Origin of the sequence: Bacteroides sp. M10 (genome assembly GCF_014334015.1) — a bacterium.
GTDB lineage: Bacteria > Bacteroidota > Bacteroidia > Bacteroidales > Bacteroidaceae > Bacteroides > Bacteroides intestinigallinarum.
Genome location: NZ_CP060488.1, coordinates 5089811 through 5106741, shown reverse-complemented (window position 1 = coordinate 5106741; position 16931 = coordinate 5089811). Strand labels below are relative to the sequence as shown.

At 40.7% G+C, this 16931-nt stretch carries 16 protein-coding genes; 10 read left to right on the top strand and 6 right to left on the bottom strand.

What is annotated here, in order from left to right; genetic code table 11:
- Positions 1-303: 303 nt before the first annotated feature.
- Positions 304-474 (bottom strand): hypothetical protein, encoded by a 171-nt coding sequence (locus H8796_RS18660; RefSeq protein ID WP_158570835.1) that lies wholly within the window; start codon positions 472-474, stop codon positions 304-306.
- 35 nt (positions 475-509) lie between these two features.
- Between H8796_RS18660 and H8796_RS18655 the strand changes: the two genes are divergently transcribed.
- From H8796_RS18655 to H8796_RS18640, 4 genes are all read left to right on the top strand, one after another.
- The gene (locus H8796_RS18655) at positions 510-914 is read left to right on the top strand and encodes a hypothetical protein (protein ID WP_117971908.1); all 405 of its coding nucleotides are present in this window, start codon (positions 510-512) and stop codon (positions 912-914) included.
- A complete protein-coding gene (gene tnpB, locus H8796_RS18650) occupies positions 902-1252 on the top strand; it encodes an IS66 family insertion sequence element accessory protein TnpB (protein ID WP_004296723.1) in 351 nt (116 codons plus the stop codon). The genes H8796_RS18655 and tnpB overlap by 13 nt, the downstream gene beginning before the upstream one ends.
- A gap of 86 nt (positions 1253-1338) precedes the next feature.
- Positions 1339-2904 (top strand): IS66 family transposase, encoded by a 1566-nt coding sequence (locus H8796_RS18645; protein ID WP_187343854.1) that lies wholly within the window; start codon positions 1339-1341, stop codon positions 2902-2904.
- 166 nt (positions 2905-3070) lie between these two features.
- The gene (locus H8796_RS18640; RefSeq protein WP_074558559.1) at positions 3071-4609 is read left to right on the top strand and encodes a carbon-nitrogen hydrolase family protein; all 1539 of its coding nucleotides are present in this window, start codon (positions 3071-3073) and stop codon (positions 4607-4609) included.
- A gap of 96 nt (positions 4610-4705) precedes the next feature.
- Here the strand turns inward: H8796_RS18640 and H8796_RS18635 are convergent, their stop codons facing one another.
- Entirely contained in the window at positions 4706-5755 is a 1050-nt protein-coding gene (locus H8796_RS18635) for a DUF2776 domain-containing protein (protein WP_117937891.1), read from the bottom strand.
- A 209-nt stretch (positions 5756-5964) separates the two neighbouring features.
- Between H8796_RS18635 and ileS the strand changes: the two genes are divergently transcribed.
- The 5 genes from ileS to H8796_RS18610 all read left to right on the top strand — a co-directional run bounded on the left by ileS (position 5965) and on the right by H8796_RS18610 (position 12082).
- The gene (gene ileS / locus H8796_RS18630) at positions 5965-9453 is read left to right on the top strand and encodes an isoleucine--tRNA ligase (protein WP_117937893.1); all 3489 of its coding nucleotides are present in this window, start codon (positions 5965-5967) and stop codon (positions 9451-9453) included.
- Positions 9454-9489: 36 nt separating this feature from the next.
- Complete coding sequence (locus H8796_RS18625) at positions 9490-9870, top strand: TraR/DksA C4-type zinc finger protein (protein ID WP_099147030.1); 381 nt, start codon at positions 9490-9492, stop codon at positions 9868-9870.
- Positions 9871-9967: 97 nt separating this feature from the next.
- Positions 9968-10624 (top strand): lipoprotein signal peptidase, encoded by a 657-nt coding sequence (locus H8796_RS18620; RefSeq protein WP_117937895.1) that lies wholly within the window; start codon positions 9968-9970, stop codon positions 10622-10624.
- Complete coding sequence (locus tag H8796_RS18615) at positions 10614-11690, top strand: DUF4296 domain-containing protein (RefSeq protein WP_117937897.1); 1077 nt, start codon at positions 10614-10616, stop codon at positions 11688-11690. The genes H8796_RS18620 and H8796_RS18615 overlap by 11 nt, the downstream gene beginning before the upstream one ends.
- Before the next feature lie 5 nt (positions 11691-11695).
- Entirely contained in the window at positions 11696-12082 is a 387-nt protein-coding gene (locus H8796_RS18610; protein ID WP_117937899.1) for a hypothetical protein, read from the top strand.
- Here H8796_RS18610 and H8796_RS18605 read toward each other — a convergent pair.
- Entirely contained in the window at positions 12033-12797 is a 765-nt protein-coding gene (locus tag H8796_RS18605; RefSeq protein ID WP_117937901.1) for an RNA methyltransferase, read from the bottom strand. The two genes, H8796_RS18610 and H8796_RS18605, sit on opposite strands and share 50 nt — an antisense overlap.
- A 142-nt stretch (positions 12798-12939) precedes the next feature.
- Here H8796_RS18605 and H8796_RS18600 point away from each other — a divergent pair, with 142 nt between their 5' ends.
- Positions 12940-15249 carry a BamA/TamA family outer membrane protein gene (locus tag H8796_RS18600; protein WP_117937903.1) on the top strand — a complete coding sequence of 770 codons (2310 nt, stop codon included), beginning with the start codon at positions 12940-12942 and terminating at the stop codon, positions 15247-15249.
- Here the strand turns inward: H8796_RS18600 and H8796_RS18595 are convergent.
- The 3 genes from H8796_RS18595 to H8796_RS18585 form a co-directional block, all read right to left on the bottom strand.
- Positions 15203-15655, bottom strand: a complete 453-nt coding sequence (locus H8796_RS18595; RefSeq protein ID WP_117937905.1) for a hypothetical protein — start codon at positions 15653-15655, stop codon at positions 15203-15205. The genes H8796_RS18600 and H8796_RS18595 overlap by 47 nt on opposite strands.
- Positions 15656-15748: 93 nt before the next feature.
- Positions 15749-16300 carry a DUF3332 domain-containing protein gene (locus H8796_RS18590; RefSeq protein WP_004295891.1) on the bottom strand — a complete coding sequence of 184 codons (552 nt, stop codon included), beginning with the start codon at positions 16298-16300 and terminating at the stop codon, positions 15749-15751.
- A gap of 93 nt (positions 16301-16393) precedes the next feature.
- Positions 16394-16843, bottom strand: a complete 450-nt coding sequence (locus tag H8796_RS18585; protein ID WP_117937907.1) for a DoxX family protein — start codon at positions 16841-16843, stop codon at positions 16394-16396.
- Between the last annotated feature and the right edge of the window lie 88 nt (positions 16844-16931).

Below are 16931 nucleotides of genomic sequence, written 5' to 3'. Positions count from 1 at the left end.
TTTACCTTTTGGGGTACTCTTTTATTTATGATTGATATTCGCAAAGATAGTATTTATATACGCATCCTATATGAAAATGATTCAAAAGTTGATTTTATGATTTCTCATATCTGTTTCTGGCTTAAAAAAGATTCCTTTGGAAAATCTAATTGTTTTGCCTTTAGAATTTTCCAGACTAGAGAGAAGTGGATAGAAGAAGCAGAATCAAATAAAAGCAGCTATTTTCCGCAACTAAAGCATTGCTTTAGCCTACTTAAAGCATCGCTTTCCTTCTCTTAAAACACTGCTTTTTTCTCTTTCTGTTTAAGCAGCATTCTCTATATATAAGAAACATTTTTTATCTACTCCTTCATCTTTCTTCTGAATTACCTGTGAATAAGTATTTTGTAGGTGAAGGAGTGCTTCTTCACCTTTGGAATTTGCAGAAAAAGAGGTAAGCGTCTCCGCGATTCTATCTTGTCGTCCTTTTTTCATTCTTATATTTTTGCTATGTATAAAAATGAAGCATTATGGATTTAGCAGAAAATCGATTTGGAAAAACTTGGAAACATTTCCTTGAAGTATTGAAAGTAGACTACAATTGTTCTTTAGCCGATGTTTGCCGCGATCAGCATACCACTTTTGGTGGTATGAGTTCCTGGATGTCCAGACGGGGCTATAGCGTTAAACAAGCCAAGGCAGATGTGGTCCGTGATTATTATGGCGGCGTTGAACCCTCCCAACCGACAACTTCCTCTCCTTCATTCACTCAAATAGCACCCGCCATGTTGTCGGAAGAAGAGTTTAGTCTTGCCGGGATCACAATCACCTTTAACAGTGGAACCACCATTTCGGTCAAACGGGCCACACCCAGTGGTGTTATTAAAATGTTGCGCGATTACGAAAGAAAGGAGGGAGATCCATGTATTCTCTAACATCAGCCAATCGCTACTATCTGTACCAGGGCTTTGTTCGTATGAACCTTGGCATTGACGGTTTATTCAAAATTATACGATCGGAAATGAAGGACTTGTCTCCCGTTTCCGGAGATATCTTTTTATTCTTTGGTAAAAACCGACAAAGTGTAAAAATACTGCGTTGGGATGGCGATGGCTTTCTTCTGTACTACAAGCGCCTCGAAGGTGGAAGTTTTGAGTTACCGACATTTAACCCCAATACAGGTAATTACGAGATTTCTTATCAGGTTTTGTCTTTTATCTTGAATGGAGTGTCATTAAAGTCTGTACGGTTGAGAAAACGTTTTAGGATCTAATACAACATTTTGATTATTAGTTATTTGTACTAAAGATATCATCCGGTTTATTTGGTTAATTTGTTGATTTTTTATATCTTTATGCCATGAAAAAGGATGAGATCATAGAGTTATTGAAGGAACAAATCAAGGGATTACGAGATGACAACAACAGACTCTTGGACCAAATAGATGCTTTGATAAAGGAGGTTTCTTCCCTTAAAGAGGCACTCCTTCAAAAAGGCGAATCTCTTAGCAAGCAACAGCGCCTTACTAAGGGACTCGCCAAACTTGTATCCAACACATCCGAACAGCAACAGGCTCCCCAATCTGCCATATCCGAAGAAGAGCGGCAGAAGATAGAAGCGGAAAAAGCAGATAAGCGTAAAGCAAGAAAGAACAATGGGGCCAAACGTGACATGCATTATGAGATGGAGGAAGAAGAACATGTCGTTTATCCCGATGATCCCGATTTTGACATCAATAAGGCCCGGTTGTTTACCACTGTTCCCAGAATATGCGTCCGCTATGAATGTATACCCATGCGCTTCATCAAGCATGTCTACAAGATACACACCTATACGCAAGAAGGTCGCCTGTTTGAGGGAAAAACACCGGCTTCGGCCTTCTTGAATTCCAGCTATGACGGTTCATTTATTGCCGGATTGATGGAATTACGTTATATACAATCGCTACCTGTTGAAAGAATCATCAACTACTTCGAGGGGTATGGCTTTACGCTGAAGAAACCTACGGCTCATAAGTTGATAGAAAAAGCCTCAAGCCTCTTCGAAAATCTTTATAAGTGCATCCGGCAGACAGCTTTGAGTGATCCTTATAAGGCAGCCGATGAAACCTATTACAAAATACTCGTCCCGGAAAAGAACAGCAAGGGAAAAGGAGTCAGGAAGGGATACCTTTGGGTGGTTGTCGGCATAAACACCAGGATGATATACCTGCTCTATGATGACGGCTCCCGGTCTGAAAGAGTTATTCTTAACGAATTAGGCAGTTGCAAAGGTATCATACAAAGCGATGGTTACTCACCTTACCGGAAGCTCGAAAGCGATGCTTATCCCAATATCACACGCATCCCGTGCTTGCAACATATAAAACGGAAATTTATAGATTGCGGTGAGAAGGACCCGGATGCAAAAAGAATCGTGGAGCTGATAAACGCACTTTATCAAAACGAGCATAAGCATAAAATTGGGGTTGAGGGATGGACGGTAGAACAGAATCTTATGCATCGAAAAAAGTATGCACCGGACATACTCGGAGAAATAAAAGATGTGCTTGATGAAATAGAAGAACGGGGGGATTTATTACCTAAGAGCGAACTGCAGGAAGCCATTACCTATCTTCGCAATGAGTGGAATGCAGTGGTGGACATCTTTAATTATGGTGACACTTATCTGGACAACAATATGGTTGAACGGATGAACCGGTACATATCCTTATCAAGAAAAAACTCATTGTTCTTCGGCAGCCATAAGGGGGCCGAACGAGGTACCATACTCTATACGATAGCACTCACTTGTAGGATGCATAAAGTGAATTTATTTGAGTATCTCACGGATGTGATAAACAGAACAGCCGAATGGCAACCGAACACACCAATTGAAAAATACAGGGAACTGCTTCCTGACAGATGGAAAAAGACTAATGACTAAAAAGGGATCATTAGCCTTTTTATTTTAATACACTATATAGAATCGCGGAGACGCTTACAAAAAGAGTGCATAAAATAGATAGTATTGTTAATTATTTCTTGGTTTGAAAACACAATTAAAGGAATAGCTATACCTTTACACTATCTTTTATAAAACACGTATTGTTATGGAACAACATCCGATAAAAATTAATAAAGTGCAGATACGCAATCTGCAAATAGAAGATTATGTACAGTTATCCCAGTCGTTTACCCGCGTCTATTCTGATGGTAGCGATGTGTTTTGGACTCGTGAGCAGATCCAGAAGTTAATTAAAATTTTTCCGGAAGGTCAGATCGTTACAGTAGTCGATGATAAAATAGTTGGTTGTGCTCTTTCCATCATTGTTGATTATGATAAAGTAAAGAACGATCATACGTATGCACAAGTGACAGGGAAGGAAACATTCAATACACATAATCCTGAAGGAAATATCTTGTACGGCATTGAAGTGTTCATTCATCCGGGTTATCGCGGTTTGCGTCTGGCACGTCGTATGTATGAATATCGTAAGGAGCTTTGCGAAACATTGAACCTGAAAGCTATCATGTTTGGCGGACGTATCCCGAATTATCATAAATATGCTGACAAAATGCGTCCGAAAGAATATATCGAACGAGTGCGTCAACGCGAGATTTATGATCCGGTATTAACTTTTCAGCTATCGAATGATTTTCACGTGCGAAAGGTGATGACCAATTATCTGCCGAATGACGAAGAATCGAAACATTATGCCTGTTTGCTTCAATGGGATAATATCTATTATCAACCACCTACGCAAGAATATATCAGTCCTAAAACTACGGTTCGTGTAGGATTAGTGCAATGGCAGATGCGTAGCTATAAAACGTTGGACGACCTGTTCGAACAAGTAGAATTCTTCGTGGACGCAGTATCTGATTATAAAAGCGATTTTGTTCTTTTCCCGGAATATTTCAATGCTCCTTTGATGTCGAAGTATAATGATAAAGGAGAATCACAGGCTATTCGCGGATTGGCAAAGTATACCGATGAGATTCGGGAACGGTTTATGAATCTGGCTATTAGCTATAATATTAACATTATAACAGGAAGTATGCCATACGTAAAAGAGGATGGGCTACTTTATAATGTAGGTTTCCTTTGCCGACGGGATGGAACCTACGAAATGTACGAGAAATTACACGTTACCCCCGATGAAATAAAAAGCTGGGGACTGAACGGTGGCAAACTTCTGAACACTTTTGATACGGATTGTGCAAAGATCGGAGTTTTAATCTGTTATGATGTGGAATTCCCCGAACTTTCCCGCCTGATGGCAGATCAGGGAATGCAGATATTATTTGTTCCTTTCCTGACAGATACCCAGAATGCCTACTCCCGTGTTCGTGTTTGTGCACAGGCGCGTGCTATTGAAAATGAATGTTTTGTAGTCATTGCCGGAAGTGTCGGAAACCTTCCCCGTGTGCACAATATGGATATTCAATATGCTCAATCGGGTGTGTTTACCCCATGCGATTTTGCTTTTCCAACGGACGGAAAGAGGGCAGAGGCAACTCCTAACACAGAAATGATTTTGGTATCGGATGTTGATCTGGATTTGTTGAACGAACTGCATACGTATGGTAGTGTACGTAACTTGAAAGACCGCAGGAATGACCTCTATGAGGTTAGATTCAAAAAATAAAAGAGTGACGCTATGCTGTCAAGATAGCGTCACTATGTGCCTTGGATAGCGTCACTATCCGGGGCATATAGTGACGCCCTTTTTATAGAATATTTTTTATTTGGAAGACGTGCCGCTCTCCAATATACTAACGATAGAAAACAGCGTAAAGCATATCGCTCCGAGCCCTGATAAAACACGTGCCGGAATGAAGTAATCTGCATTTACGGTGGCAAGCTCGAATACAAAAGCCGCCAAAAACAGACAAGCCAATGCAGTCAATACCGGAATTAAAGGAATACGATTGGCGAGTTTGAACTCATGTCGCCAGATTTTAGCCAAAAGAATGACTTTACTGGAAATACTGTAACAGACTAAACCTAGTCCAAGCATGATATATCCGGTAGTACCGTTGGCGCTGCCTGAATCGGCTAAGATTATAAAAAATCCCCAGATAAAAGAAATGGAACCCATCAATAAAACGAGTTTGGGCCATTGTGAACGTTCTTTTTCCGAATATACATTGCGTATCTGACGGGCTATGGTAGCTACCAATGCGATCAGACTGGTACAAATGCAGGCAAGCCCTGCCATTACATGACCAGCTACAAAATAAGCCGGATGCACGTGACTGTTAGCCAATAAAACAAATGCCCATATCCATGCGATAAGAGAAATGAGAATGACAATGATTTCCAATGTCCGTTCCTGACCTAAAGAAAATGCGCCTTCAGGAACTTCATTGCCCGTGCCTCTGGAATTTCCCGGAATCAAAGAAAAACGGGTAGAGGAGGTGGCAGCAGTGGCTACACAACCTGTAATAAAACCTACACCGGTTATTACATGGCCTGCCACAAAAGCTGAAGTACCGTCGGCATTACTGAAAACACAGATACCTCCGATTATAGTCACTATAGCTGCCAGATAACCGAGTATCGGTAAACCGTACTTCGCAGCTTGGTTATATGTATGTATGATTTGCCGGATAATAGTGGCAGCCGTGCAGAACAGCGCAATGCATATCATACCTAATGAGAATATCACAGGGCCCGCTACAACACGACCGCCAGCATCTCCATAACCATAAATGAACGCTCCGTATCCGAAGCAAAAAATAGCCATCACCAAAGGGATTGCCCTGAATAAAATACTAATTCCATAATTCATAAGTTAAGTGTTTTTAGGTTTCCCACTAAAACAAGGAGATATCTGTTTTGTTTAGGCTGTAGGCGGTTTATAATCGTTAACTTCACACGAATCCGATTAAAAGTCTTAGCTTTTTGCTCAACTAAACAAATGTTTTTGTAAATTTGCACCCTTAAAAATGGGGATACCCCTCAAATTGTAAATTGTAAATAGTAAAATCGTAGACAGCTATGGGTAAGAGATTTACTGAATATTCGCAGTTTGACCTTTCGCAGGTAAACAAAGATGTGCTGAAGAAATGGGACGAGAACCAGGTTTTCGCCAAGAGTATGACAGAACGTGATGGCTGTCCTTCGTTCGTGTTTTTCGAAGGACCTCCCTCGGCTAATGGTATGCCGGGTATTCACCATGTAATGGCTCGTACCATTAAGGACATTTTCTGCCGCTACAAAACGATGAAGGGTTATCAGGTGAAGCGTAAAGCCGGATGGGATACGCACGGACTGCCTGTGGAACTAAGTGTAGAAAAAGCATTAGGTATCACAAAAGAAGATATTGGTAAGAAAATCTCTGTTGCCGACTACAATGCGGCTTGCCGGAAGGACGTGATGAAATATACCAAGGAGTGGGAAGACCTGACTCATCAGATGGGATACTGGGTGGACATGAAGCATCCTTATATCACGTATGATAATCGTTATATTGAAACACTGTGGTGGCTATTGAAGCAACTGCATAAAAAAGGTTTATTATATAAAGGATATACGATCCAACCGTATTCGCCGGCTGCAGGAACAGGATTGAGCTCTCACGAGTTGAATCAACCGGGCTGTTATCGCGATGTAAAAGATACAACGGCCGTTGCCCAATTTAAAATGAAGAATCCTAAACCGGAAATGACGGAATGGGGAACTCCTTATTTTCTGGCTTGGACAACTACTCCGTGGACATTGCCTTCAAATACGGCGCTCTGCGTAGGACCGAAAATTGATTATGTGGCTGTGCAGTCTTATAATGCTTATACCGGAGAACCTATAACGGTGGTTCTGGCAAAGGCTTTATTGAATGCGCACTTTAATGCAAAAGCTGCTGATTTGAAGCTGGAAGATTATAAGCCGGGTGACAAGCTCGTTCCATATAAGGTGATTGCCGAATATAAAGGTCCGGATCTTGTAGGTATGGAATATGAGCAGTTGATCCCTTGGGTGAAACCGGTTGAAGTAGCGGAAGATGGTAGCTGGAAGGCTAGTGATAAGGCTTTCCGTGTGATATTGGGAGATTATGTAACTACAGAAGATGGTACAGGTATCGTTCACATTGCACCTACCTTTGGTGCGGACGATGCGAATGTGGCACGTGCTGCAGGAATCCCGTCACTGTTCATGATTAATAAGAAAGGTGAAACTCGTCCGATGGTAGACCTGACAGGTAAATTCTATCTATTGGATGAATTGGATGAAACCTTTGTAAAAGAATGTGTTGATGTAGATAAATACAAAGAATATCAGGGTGCTTGGGTGAAAAACGCCTACAATCCTGAATTCATGGTAGATGGTAAGTTTGATGAGAAAGCTGCACAGGCAGCCGAATCTTTGGATATCGCTCTTGCTATGATGATGAAAGCAAACAATCAGGCTTTCAAGATAGAGAAGCATGTCCACAACTACCCGCATTGCTGGCGTACAGACAAACCGGTACTTTATTATCCGTTGGATAGCTGGTTTATCCGTTCAACCGCTTGCAAGGAACGAATGATGGAATTGAATAAGACCATCAACTGGAAACCGGAATCTACCGGAACCGGCCGTTTCGGTAAGTGGCTGGAAAATCTGAATGACTGGAACCTTAGCCGTTCCCGTTATTGGGGTACTCCATTGCCTATCTGGCGTACGGAAGATAATACGGATGAGATATGCATTGAATCTGTAGAAGAACTTTATAATGAAATCGAGAAATCGGTAGCAGCCGGATTTATGAAATCCAATCCATACAAGGATAAAGGTTTCGTGCCGGGCCAATATTCGGAAGAAAATTATGATAAAATTGATCTTCACCGTCCTTATGTAGACGACATCATATTGGTATCAAAAGATGGCCAACCGATGAAACGTGAATCAGACTTGATTGATGTATGGTTCGATTCGGGTGCTATGCCTTATGCGCAGATACATTATCCGTTCGAAAATAAAGAACTGTTGGATAGCCGTCAGGTATATCCGGCTGACTTTATCGCAGAAGGGGTAGACCAGACACGTGGTTGGTTCTTTACCTTGCATGCTATCGCTACGATGGTATTTGACAGTGTGTCATACAAGGCTGTTATTTCTAACGGTCTGGTGCTCGATAAGAACGGCAACAAGATGTCTAAACGTCTGAATAACGCTGTCGATCCGTTTACTACGATTGAGAAGTATGGTTCCGACCCGTTGCGTTGGTACATGATAACCAACTCTTCTCCGTGGGATAACCTGAAATTCGACGTTGAAGGAGTGGAAGAAGTGCGTCGTAAATTCTTCGGCACTTTATATAATACGTATTCATTCTTTGCACTTTATGCAAATGTAGACGGATTTGAATATAAAGAAGCGGATGTGCCGATGGCAGAACGTCCGGAAATCGACCGTTGGATCTTGTCTGTATTGAATACATTGATAAAGGAGGTAGATACTTGCTATAATGAATATGAGCCGACAAAGGCAGGACGTTTGATTTCTGATTTTGTGAATGATAATTTGTCCAACTGGTATGTCCGCCTGAATCGTAAACGTTTCTGGGGTGGTGAATTTACACAGGATAAATTGTCTGCTTATCAGACATTGTATACTTGTCTCGAAACAGTTGCCAAATTGATGTCTCCTATATCTCCGTTCTATGCAGACCGGTTGTATACGGACTTGATTACAGCAACAGGACGCGACAGTGTCGTTTCTGTCCACCTTGCCGAATTCCCGAAATATCAGGAAGAAATGATAGACAAGGAATTGGAAGCCCGCATGCAAATGGCACAGGATGTTACATCTATGGTGTTGGCATTGCGTCGTAAGGTGAATATCAAGGTACGCCAACCACTGCAGTGTATCATGGTTCCGGTAGTAGATGAAGAGCAGAAAGCTCATATCGAAGCTGTGAAGAACCTGATTATGAACGAAGTGAACGTGAAAGAAGTCAGATTCGTTGATGGTGCGGCCGGTGTATTGGTGAAGAAAGTGAAATGTGACTTTAAGAAACTGGGTCCGAAGTTCGGCAAGCAAATGAAAGCGGTAGCCGCTGCGGTTGCAGAAATGTCACAGGAAGCAATCGGTGAATTGGAGAAGAACGGAAAGTATACATTAAATCTGGATGGTGCGGAAGCTGTTATCGAAGCATCAGACGTCGAGATCTTTAGTGAGGATATTCCGGGATGGTTGGTTGCCAACGAAGGTAAACTGACTGTAGCACTTGAAGTTACTGTTACCGAGGAATTGCGTCGTGAGGGTATTGCCCGTGAATTGGTGAACCGTATTCAGAATATACGTAAGTCAAGCGGCTTCGAGATTACAGACAAAATAAAAATAACAATCTCGAAAAATACGCAAACAGATGATGCGGTAAATGAATATAATACTTATATTTGTAACCAAGTTTTAGGCACATCTCTGGAACTTGTAGATGAAGTGAAAGACGGAACAATGCTGGAGTTTGATGACTTCTCACTGTTTGTAAACGTGATAAAAGACTAATACTATATTGATTAACCTTTTTAAAATTGTAAAATTATGGCAGAAAAGACTAGATATTCGGATGCGGAACTCGAGGAATTCCGTGCCATTATTATGGAGAAACTGGAATTGGCACAACGTGACTATGAACAGTTGAAGAAAAGTTTGATGGGACTGGACGGTAATGATACCGACGATACATCTCCTACGTATAAAGTATTGGAAGAAGGAGCTAACACGCTCTCCAAGGAAGAAACAACCCGCCTGGCACAACGTCAGCTGAAGTTTATCCAAGGATTACAAGCTGCTTTGGTACGTATTGAGAACAAAACGTACGGCATTTGCCGTGAAACCGGAAAATTGATTCCGGTAGAGCGTCTGCGTGCTGTTCCTCATGCTACATTAAGTATTGAAGCAAAGAACAGTGGTAAAAAATAACAGATAGCAAGTAGGCTACAGGTAACGAGCTACAAGTAGCTGCGCAAAGTTTACGCACGGCACTTGTAGCTCGTTATGTTTAATTTATAATAAACACATGAAGAAACTATTCACGAAGGGGAGAATCGCCCTTCTCGTTATCTTTTCCGTATTGATTATTGACCAGATCATCAAAATCTGGATTAAAACTCACATGTACTGGCATGAAAGCATACGTGTGACAGATTGGTTTTATATCTATTTCACCGAAAATAACGGAATGGCTTTCGGTATGGAAATATTCGGCAAGCTGTTCCTGACAACATTCCGCATTGTTGCGGTGGCATTGATAGGATGGTATCTTTATAAAATAATAAAGAGAGGATTCAAAACAGGCTACATTGTCTGTGTGGCTCTTATTCTGACCGGTGCCTTAGGAAATATCATAGACAGTGTGTTCTATGGGGTTTTCTTCAATGAAAGCACTCATTCGCAGATTGCCAGCTTTATGCCCGAAGGTGGTGGATATTCTACCTGGTTTTATGGAAAAGTGGTGGATATGTTTTATTTTCCGATTATAGATACAAACTGGCCTACATGGATGCCGTTTGTGGGCGGAGAGCATTTTATATTCTTTAGTCCGATCTTTAATTTTGCAGATGCCGCTATCAGTTGTGGTATCATCGCCTTGTTACTTTTTTATAGTAAATATTTGAATGAGTCATATCATTCGCTGGATAAAGATAAAAAGGAAGCTACGGATCATGAAAAGTAAATTTCGGTTTCATCTGTGTCTCATCTGCATGTTCGCTTTTGCAGTAGCCGGGTGTAAAGTGAAAAGGCCCAGTGATGTAATCTCGGAATCGAAGATGGAGAATTTGCTGTATGATTATCATGTGGCAAAGTCTATGGGAGATAATTTGCCTTATAGTGAGAATTATAAGAAGGCATTGTATATCGACGCCGTTTTTAAGAAATACGGGACTACGCAGGCTGCATTTGACTCATCCATGGTTTGGTATACACGTAACACAGAGATTTTATCGAAAATTTATGATAAGGTGAAAAAGCGTTTGAAAGACGAACAGGAACTTGTGGGTGACCTGATAGCCAAACGTGATAAGAAACCGAAAATGACTAAGCAGGGTGACAGTATTGATGTCTGGCCGTGGCAGCGTATGATTCGTTTGACCGGTGAAATGATGAATAATCAATATGTATTTACTTTGCCGACCGACTCTAACTACAAAGACCGTGATACGCTGGTATGGGAAGTACGCTATCGATTCCTCGAACCGATGCTTGCCGACTCTTTAAGAGGCGTTACGATGGCCATGCTGGTGATTTATGAGAAAGATACGATCAATCATTGGAAAACGGTGACTGAACCGGGTGTGCAACAGATTCGTTTGTTTGCAGATACATTAGGTCCAATGAAAGAGATAAAAGGCTTCATTTATTATCCGGCAGATAGTCTGGAAAAGGGTGGAGCATTACTGGCTGACCGTTTCATGATGACTCGTTATCATTGTACGGACACAGTTTCGTTTGCTGTCCGCGATTCTTTGAACAAGATAAAAGCTTTGAAGGCGGATTCTTTGAAGAAGATATCTGCTAAAGAAAATGCCGACTCTTTGCATAAGATGATAGACAAGGAGAAAGATGATATGCAACGTCTGACACCGGAAGAAATGAACCGTCGTCGTACGGGGACTCATCGCGAGAAGAAACCGGAACAGATTGAAGTGGAACAACATATCCAGAAGGAGAGAATGGAGCAAAGAAAGGAACGGCAGATGAATCAACGCAGGCAGCAACAACAAAGACGCCAAAATCGCTGATCGTAATGAAACGTTTTGCTTCTCATTATTTGCTGATACCTGCTGCAGGATTTATGAAGCAGCAGGTGGTGGAGATCACCGGTGAGGGAATTGTTCGAGATGTATTTCCACTGACTGAAGAGATTGAATCGGTCGAATGGATGCCGGGAGTGATTGCACTGCTTTCTGAAAATCAAATGGAAGAAATAAAAAACACTGGGATGATTTTTAAAAACATCCCAGTGTTTTCATCCAATCTTCCCAATGTTCCGAATCAATCTTCCCAATGTTTGATGGAGTATCTGCATGAAGCGGAAAGGAAGGGGGAAGCCCTATTTCCTTATTTATTTTATCCTTTTGATTTTACTTCCATGCAGCCTGTCGACGGAACTCGGCACAGATTACTGCGGTAGCGATGGCTACATTAAGAGACTCGGATGTCTCCTGACCTTCCGGATAATTAGGAATATATAATTTTCTGTTAATCAATGCAGCGACTTCTTTTCCTATACCATTTCCTTCATTTCCCATTACTATCAGGCCATTGGCAGACAATGGTTGCTCATACATATTTTTTCCGTCCAGGAAAGTTCCGAATATAGGAGTGTCTCCGAGTGAACGGATAAAATCGGGGAGGGAAGTATAATGCACTTTCACCCGGGCAATTCCTCCCATTGTGGCTTGTATGGTTTTAGGGTTATATACGTCTACCGTATTTTGTGAGCAGATAATATGCTCGATGCCAAACCAATCGGCCAAGCGGATAATAGTACCGAGGTTTCCGGGATCTTGCACATCATCCAATGCAAGGCAAAGTGATTGGTGCACGACTTCCGGATTCAACGTATAGGATGGCTGTTCGAAAATGGCAAGTACCTGTTGGGGAGTTTTCAATAAACTGGCCCGTGAAAGATCTTCCTGTGAAACTTCTACCAGTTCACTTGCATCTATATCGGGATGTTCCTGAAGCCAGGAAGAAGTGGCTGCTAAAAAACGACAAGGAAAATGTCCGAGTAAATCACCTACCAATTTAGGACCTTCAGCCAGAAATACTCCTTCTTCTTTGCGTATTTTCTTCAGTTCCAGCGAGTGGATATACTTTATTTTGTTTTTACTTAGTGATGCCATAAATTTGATATTCTTTTGCAAAGCTATAAAGATATTTCCAATCTATCCTTACTTTCCTCTCTTTTTCTTAATTTATTTTTCCCGTCGGAAAATATAATTTATCTTTGTAAGCGCATTTTTTATGCTATCGATGTAAAACCGTATGAGGAGAAATTTTCTTTATTTACTTGCTTCTGCTGCTGTCTTGTCACTTGCTTCGTGTACTACCACTAAGTTTGTGCCGGATGGTTCTTATTTGCTGGATGAAGTTAAAATTCGTACGGACCAGAAAAACATACGGCCTTCTTCCTTACGTATGTATGTTCGTCAAAATCCTAATGCCAAGTGGTTCAGCCTGATAAAGACTCAACTTTATGTCTACAATCTGTCGGGACGTGATTCAACCAAATGGGGAAACAAATTTTTAAGAAGGATAGGGGATGCTCCTGTAATATATAGCGAGGATGAAGCGAAACGCTCTGAAGAAGAGATCACTAAGGCTGTGCATAATATGGGATATATGGCGGCAACTGTGAAGCGTTCGACTAAAATAAAAAAGAAAAAGATTAAGCTGTATTATGATGTAACGGCCGGCAAACCCTACGTTGTTCAATCTATCAAATATGATATTTATGATCCTAAAATAGCCTCTCTTCTCAAACAGGATTCTGCCAGAAGCTTGTTGAAGGAAGGAATGTATTTGGATGTGAATGTATTGGATGCGGACAGACAACGTATCACGAATAGGTTGCTTCGGAATGGCTATTATAAATTTAATAAGGATTATATCGGATATACGGCCGATACGGTTCGTAATACTTATAATGTAGATCTGACTCAACATTTGCAGATGTATAAAGCGCATGCGAGTGATTCGGCAAGGGCACATCAGCAATATTGGATCAATAAGATTAATTTTATTACAGATTATGACGTTTTGCAGTCTTCTGCCTTGAGTAGTGTGGATATTAATGATTCGGTTCACTATAAGGGATATCCGATTTACTATAAGGATAAGCTCTATTTACGTCCTAAAGTGCTTACGGATAACCTCCGGTTTGCTTCCGGTGATTTGTTTAATGAGCGTGATGTGCAACAAACTTATTCCAGCTTCGGGCGTTTGTCTGCATTGAAATATACAAATATCCGTTTTATCGAGACTCAAGTTGGAGATTCAACAATGCTCGATTGTTACGTGATGTTGACTAAGAGCAAACATAAATCGGTATCTTTCGAGGTAGAGGGAACCAATTCTGCCGGTGACTTGGGAGCGGCAGCTTCCGTTTCTTTCCAGAATAGGAATCTCTTTCGCGGATCGGAAACGTTTATGATAAAATTCCGTGGAGCGTATGAGGTTATTTCCGGGCTTCAGGCAGGCTATTCAAATAATAACTATACGGAGTATGGAGTGGAAACGAGTATCAACTTTCCTAATTTCCTGTTCCCATTCATTTCTTCTGATTTTAAACGGAAAATCAGGGCTACAACCGAGTTTGGTTTACAGTATAATTATCAGTTGCGACCGGAGTTCTTGCGTACGATGGCTTCTGCTAACTGGAGTTACAAGTGGACACAGCGTCAGAAGATACAACACCGTATTGATTTGATAAATATTGCTTTCCTTTATTTGCCCCGTATCTCTGAAAGGTTTAAAGAAGACTATATAAATAAAGGACAGAACCATATATTCCAGTATAATTATCAGGATCGACTGATTATAAATATGGGATATAGCTATAATTATAATAGCGTGGGAGGATCGATTATCAATAATACGATTGCTTCTAATTCATACTCCATCCGTTTTAATTTCGAATCGGCGGGAAATGTAATGTATGCTCTGTCAAAGGCTGCAAACATTCGGAAGAACAGTAATGGTGAATACGCTATTCTGGGAATTCCTTATGCTCAATATCTGAAAGGGGAGTTTGATTTTGCTAAGAATATCAGAATCGATTATCGTAACTCTTTTGCGTTTCATGCTGGTGTGGGAATAGCTGTACCTTATGGAAATGCGAAGACTATTCCGTTTGAGAAACAATATTTCTCCGGTGGAGCCAATAGTGTCCGCGGATGGAGTGTTCGCGATTTGGGACCGGGCTCTTTTGCAGGAAATGGGAATTTGCTCGATCAATCCGGAGATATTAAACTGGATGCCAGTATTGAATACCGAAGCAAGCTATTCTGGAAGTTTCAGGGGGCGGTATTTATTGATGCTGGTAATATCTGGACCATCCGGAGTTATGCCAATCAACCGGGAGGAGTTTTCAAGTTTGATAAGTTTTATAAGCAAATAGCAGTGGCCTACGGATTAGGTCTCCGCCTGGATTTGGATTTCTTTATTCTGCGCTTTGATGGAGGTATGAAAGCTGTCAATCCTGCCTATGAAACGAGGAAAGAGCATTTCCCCATCATTCATCCTAAATTCAGTCGTGACTTTGCTTTCCATTTTGCTGTGGGATATCCTTTCTAATCAGCCATTTATTATTTACTCTTACTAACTCGAGCGTATCTTGCAGGGAACTTACGTATTCCATTTTTCCTCCGATAGGATGAATGACGAATGCATTTTTGATTTGGCAGACAACCGACGCTTCTTCTAAATTAGCATCTATCTCACTTGAAATAACAGAAACTTTTGCAGCGCCTCGTGTTTTGAGTTGCTCCAGATGGGTTTGACCGACATTGGATGCCAAGAAACTAAGATAAGATTGGGAAGAAAGCGTGCTCCATTCTTTGGCAACCGGATAATTGAAATTATAAAAGGCTTCGCAGAAATCAATGGCTGTCTGTTCTATTTGAGTTTGAGGAGTTTGTTGCTGACAAGATAGACAGGTGAAGATTAGAACAGAATAGATAAGTGTATGTAGTTTATTCATAGTACAAAAGATTCTTGATAGAAGAAGATAAGATTGAAAAAGGAGATGAAACTCCTATATGATGTTTCATCTCCTTCGTATTTGTTTTTATTTTTAGCGGGCGGCAAACATAAAATTGCTCATTGTAGCCTGGCGTGCTGCCAGCATGCCTTGAGCATCCAGCGTTACATTCATCTTTTCGCCATTTGGCAAGAACAAATCAGCAGTGCCATCATTGTTCATTTTTACTAATTCAGCGCTTTCACCGTTTGCAACGACATTCCATGTGTTGGCTTCTTTGTTGTAGATCAGGTCCATTGAAGCAGTTTCGCCCTCTTTAGTAATGGAATATCCATTCTCAAGAGTTTTCACCATGTAGTTGCCGTTTTCTCCTTTTACTTTCTTTACGTCACCTACATTAGCCATCGGATTGGAGCCACTCCAGAATTCGATTGAGTTGATAACTAAAGCATCAGCCAGGTAAGCTACACCATAAACCGGAACAATGTTGAAAGCAAGGAATACGAGTTCGTTTACAAACTTGTTTCCAACTGATTGATTCCAGGAAGACAGGCGGTTGAATAAACCAAATGATCCTACACAAGAACTGAATAATAAGCTACCACTAAGTACTACTGCGACTAAAGTCAGTTTCCCTCTTTTCATGTTAAAATGTTTTTGATTAATAAAAAATATTGATAATTTCTCTCTTATGTGTATGCAAATATAATATTTTTTAATTAATCGGGGCTATTATTTCTAATTTTTGTATGCTCTTGACTTCCGCCGTGACAATTCGTTTCCTATGATATGGTCTATTGAAAATTTACCGGGACCGGCAATATACATCAATATAAATACAACTAAATAGATGAAAGCTAGCTCTTTAACTGCAAATACGTCATTTGCATGAACTACAAAGAAGGCTACTATCATTGTGAAAATCATTGGGATCATTGCCAAGCGATACAGGAATCCGATGATAAATGCCATCGAACATACAAGTTCGCCAAAAATTGCTAATCCGAGAGATAGGGGACTTCCTATTCCAAGCGGATCAGGAAATACTGCTGACATCTCCTGGAAGTTACTCCATTTCTGGATACCGTGGTTCATTAATAATATACCGAAGATGATCCGGGTAGCCAATAGCAACAAAGATACTTTCGTTGTATTCGATTTTGTGGGAAATAAAAAACTATAAATCATAAGTTGTTCTATTTTTAAGTTTATATCTATTTATATAAACATAAAAAATCTTGAATTTGTTCTCTATTGATAGCAAAATTTGTTTAGA